Origin of the sequence: Micromonospora sp. KC207, from assembly GCF_004348615.1 — a bacterium.
Classification (GTDB): domain Bacteria; phylum Actinomycetota; class Actinomycetes; order Mycobacteriales; family Micromonosporaceae; genus Micromonospora.
In genome coordinates this window covers 1-3,464 of the sequence record NZ_SMKJ01000453.1, presented here as the reverse complement: position 1 = coordinate 3,464, position 3,464 = coordinate 1, and the positions used below count along the sequence as shown (strand labels likewise).

The 3,464-nt window shown below is 71.2% G+C and carries 2 protein-coding genes and 1 pseudogene; all 3 read right to left on the bottom strand.

Annotated features, from left to right (window positions below; genetic code table 11):
* On the bottom strand, positions 1 to 524 hold a 524-nt coding region (locus E1258_RS31115; RefSeq protein WP_132407378.1), incomplete at its 3' end, for an endonuclease/exonuclease/phosphatase family protein.
* Positions 521 to 2,527, bottom strand: coding sequence for a DEAD/DEAH box helicase (locus tag E1258_RS31110; RefSeq protein ID WP_165949952.1), 2,007 nt, complete (start codon positions 2,525 to 2,527; stop codon positions 521 to 523). The genes E1258_RS31110 and E1258_RS31115, both read right to left, overlap by 4 nt.
* A gap of 333 nt (positions 2,528 to 2,860) precedes the next feature.
* Positions 2,861 to 3,464 (bottom strand): annotated as a pseudogene (locus tag E1258_RS31105) (oxidoreductase); the annotation flags it as partial.

Here is a 3,464-nt window from a genome sequence, read left to right as displayed (position 1 = left end):
GTGGTCCAGTCTTGTGTTGGCAGGTGTGGGCCGGAGCTGGTGCTGTTGGTGTCTCCGGCGATCAGGGTGGGGATGGGGCTGGTGCCGAACGTGGCAAGGAGCCGGGCTCGGGCGAGGCGTTGTTCCGGGTCGGCGTAGGGCCAGTGCTCCACGAAGACCTGGAGGCGGTATCCGGGGTCGGCGCGGAGACAGAACCGGGCCAGGTTGCGTTTGTCGGGGAACTCGGGTTCTTCTGCGGCGTCGAGGCGTAGCACGCGGGGGTCGTAGATGACGGCGGTGGCGAGTGCTCCGGTGTGGAGTTCGCCGACGTAGGGACGGCCGGTTGTTTCGGCGAGGTGGGCCATGGCGGTGTGGAACGGTCGTCGGCCTCGGGCGTTCCAGAACTTGGCCTCGCAGAGCATCAGGAGGTCGGGGTGGGGCTCGTCGAGGAACGCCTGGGTCAGGGGCGCGAAGTCGTAGGTGCCGTCGGGCTGCATCCCGCCGGCTTCGAAGTTGAACAGGCAGAGGTGGAGTTCCACGCTCATCGGGTCCTCCCGCGGGGGGTGTGTTGGGCGGTCGTTGGTGGGGTTGGTGGCCTGGCCGCGGGGTTGGTGTGGGTGGTGTGGTGGCGTCGTGGTGGGTGGAGCGTCCAGGGGAAGCCCATGGCGTCGAGGGCGGCGATCCGGTCGGCCGGGACGCGGCCCAGCTTGCGTTGTCTGCGGAGGTTGTGGGAGAGGTTTCCGAGTTGGATGTCGCCTTCGCGGTGGTCGCGGGGGACCCTCAGGTGTCCCTCGCGGCGGTGGAACGCGGCGAACGCGGCGAGGTGTCGCTGCCAGCGGCTGTCGTGCACCCTCCAGTTGATGCCGAGGTCTTCCAGGGTTCGCACCTGGTCGGGGGTCAGCTGCCGGCTTCGGTAGCGGCCTCGGCAGTAGTGGATGAACCCGCCGAGGTCGAAGTCGCCTTCGCGGTGGAAGCGGGGCGCGTCGAGGTGCCCTTCCCGCTCGTGAAAGGCTCGGGCGGCGGCGATGCCGGTCGCCCATGCGCTGCTGGGGCGGGCGACGAGCCGGTGGGGGTCGGCGTGGTCGAGGATCCGGACGGTGACATGCCGCAGCAGGGTGTCGGTGAGGTATCCCTCGGGCATGCGCAGGAGCACCCGTTCGGGTAGTCGCGGCTGCCGCGTGTCGTGGCTGGTGTGGGCGTCACGGTGGCGGATGTCGAGGTCGGCGGCGAGCGTCTCGTCGTGGGCGCGCATCGCCCACAGCACCTGCAGGACGGTCTCCCACTCGTCGTCGGCGTGCGGGAGCTGCGCCGGGTCGTCGGGCAGCAGCAGGGGGACCAGGATGGTGGCGGTGCCGGTGCCGGCGGGGTTGCGGCGCAGCGCCCTGCCGACGGTCTGCACCACCTGCACCGGCGAGCGCATCGGCCGGGTCAGCACGATCGCGTCGACGGCGGGCACGTCCACGCCCTCGCCGAGAGCACGAACGGAGGAGATCACCGTCCATCCGTCGTCGGGTGGGTCGGCGAGGTGGTCGAGGTTGATCTGCCGCTGGGCCAGGGTCTGCTGGCCGTCGACGTGGCCGGTCGTGAGCCGGCCCACCGGCCGGTGTTCGGCCGGTAGCAGGGACGCCGTGCGGCCGAGGGTGCGGGCGAACTCTCTGCTGTCGCCCACGCGGGTGGTGAAGACCAGCACCCGACGCAGCCCGAACTCGCGCGCGGCGCGCAGCAGGGCCGTCTGGACCACGGCGGTGCGCAGCGGAGCGTCACCGACGGCGGTGACACCGGTGCCGTCGGCGGCCTGGAGCGACGTCAGGGCGTCGCGGGACGTCACGCCGATGACGACGACCCGGAAGTCGTCGAGCCAGCCCTCGCCGATCGCCCGCCCGAACGGATACCGGTGCCACACGGGCCCGAACACCTGCGGGTCGTCCATGGACAGCACGTCGACCCCTTCCTGACCGGGGCGGGACGTCACGATCCGCGGTGTCGCGGTCATGTTCAGCCGCACCCTCGCCGGCAGGACCGCGTCGTCGTGCACCCGCCCGTACAGCCGGCCCGCGACACCAGCGGTGCGGTGCGCTTCGTCGATGATCAGGAGGTCAGCGGTCATGCCTGCCGCCCGCAGCGCGGCACCGACACGGTTGGCCGAGGCGTTGGTGACGGCGAGCAGACGCATCTGATCAGCCGGTGCGCGACGCAGCCAGGCGGTGATGTCGTCCACGTCGGTCATCACCGGGCAGCTCAGGACATCGACGTAGCCGGCCACGTCGGCCACGGTGTCGTCGCTGCACACCGCCATTGTGTGGGCGCCGACCGGCCGCCACACCCGCAAGGTCTGGCCCACCAACGCCAGAGACGGACACGCGATCACCACCAAGCCCCGCGCGCAGACCCTGGTCGCCGCGTGTGCCGCGACCAGCGTCTTCCCGGTCCCGCAAGCAGCGATCACCTGCCCCCTGCCGGCGCTGGCCGCGCCGCGGACGATCGCCTCGACCGCCTCCGCCTGGTACGGGCGCAACACCGGCAGCCGCCCAGTGGGCTGCGCCGCCACCGCCCTATTCGGGGGCGTGTCTGCCCCTGCGCGGACCGACACGGCTGACAGGCCGTTGCCGTCAGCCGCAGACAGCGCATCGGACGGCGAGGGCGAGACGTGGTCGTCATGCAGACGCCGGAGGCGGGAGATCAAAGGTGTGCTCCTACAAGAGAGGGATGACATGGGTTGAGGCGACGACCCGCCGCAACCAGTTGGTTCGTCTGCTGGGGCCGCTATCCGCCCGGGTAGACACGCCGAGAGGAAAGAGCACCAGCCCACGCACGTGGGCAGTCGTGGACGCGAGCGCCCGAATGCCTTGGGATGGGCGGTCACGAGGAGGATCTGGCGTTGTCACCGCATTTGGGTGGGCTTCGGATGCGCAGCGGTGCCCTGCCGTCGAGAGTGCCTAGTGCTGGCTGTTGGTTCTACGGCGGGTGAAGTGGGGCGGGTGAAGGTTTCGGCGAGGTGGAGGTGGTCGGCGGGGATACCGGCGAGGGGGAGGCGGTGTCGGGCGTGGTCGATGAGTGCGGGTGGGCCGGCGACGTGGACGTGGTGGCCGGGCCGGTAGTGGTCGAGGAGGGCGGTGAGCACGTCGCCCTGGGCCGCCGGGTCGGTGAGGGGGTCGTCGGTGAAGGTGGGTCTGATGGTCAGCCACTCGTGGTGAGTCGTCTGGAGGGTGTCGAGGGTGATGCTGTCGTAGAGGTCTTCGAGGGTGCGGGCGCCGACGATGAGGGTGACTCGCCGCTGCCGGCCGTTGGTGGTGCCGGTGGTGGTGCGGTGTTCGGTGATGGCGCGTAGGGGTGCCAGGCCGGTGCCGCCGGCGGCGAGGAGGAGGTCGCCGTGGTCGTCGGGGTCGAGGGTGAGTCCGGCGTGGTAGGGCGGGCCGAGCCACACGTATTCCCCGACGGCGGCGTGGTGGGCGAGAACGGGGGAGACGGGTCCGTCGGGGACGGCG